This is a genomic window from Candidatus Pelagibacter communis (genome assembly GCF_001180165.1).
GTDB lineage: Bacteria > Pseudomonadota > Alphaproteobacteria > Pelagibacterales > Pelagibacteraceae > Pelagibacter > Pelagibacter ubique_P.
This window is the reverse complement of the sequence record NZ_CVSQ01000030.1, coordinates 1-680: the sequence shown is the minus strand read 5'-3', so window position 1 is coordinate 680 and position 680 is coordinate 1. Positions and strand designations below refer to the sequence as shown.

The following is a 680-nucleotide window of genomic DNA, read 5'->3' as shown; positions in this document are numbered from 1 at the left end:
GATTTTAATTTTGGAGATCAAAGCTTTCTTATAAAGGTAAATCTATAAAAAATTCTAGATTACTTATTAGTTCAGACGAAACATCTGAGGAGGGTCTAATTAATAAATATAAATCTAAACTAGCAGAAAATATTTTAAATAATGATGTAGATATTAACATTGAATATGCAGGTAAATTTATTGGAGATACAGATAGAATTTTATTTAACTCAAAAAATGAAATTCTCTATTCACCTCCAAAGATCAAAGAGGTTTTGTTTAATAAAGATGGAAAAGAGATAAAAAAGCAAGATCCTAAAGAAATAGTGCCAAATGTAAGAGATGACACCCCTCCCCTTAAATGGACAGGTAAGTTTTTTAAAAGAGAAGAAATATTAAAAAAATTTGTTATCAATAAAAGTATTCAACTAAGACATACTGATGGTTTAACTTTTGAATTTTTATTCGATATGGCAAAAACACTAGATGATAAAAAAAGTTTAATGTTTTTAGGAGGTGGAAAATCTGGGAAGGAACCTTTAATTTTTCAAACGAATGGCAGTCCGTACAGAGGATTTTTGGATGGCAGAATTAATAAGAACCAATATCAATTAATCCTAAGATTAAGTAATATGGAATTAAAAATATAAAAATATATGGATAAAAAAGAAGCATTAGAAATAGTTAAATCCTCTGGTTAT

At 26.6% G+C, this 680-nt stretch carries 1 protein-coding gene; it reads left to right on the top strand.

Translation table 11 applies throughout. The features are described 5' to 3' along the window. The first annotated feature begins 254 nt into the window (after nucleotides 1-254). Nucleotides 255-629: a hypothetical protein gene (locus tag AMN88_RS01970; protein ID WP_075536187.1), complete on the top strand. Its 375-nt coding sequence runs from the start codon at nucleotides 255-257 to the stop codon at nucleotides 627-629. Nucleotides 630-680: the final 51 nt, after the last annotated feature.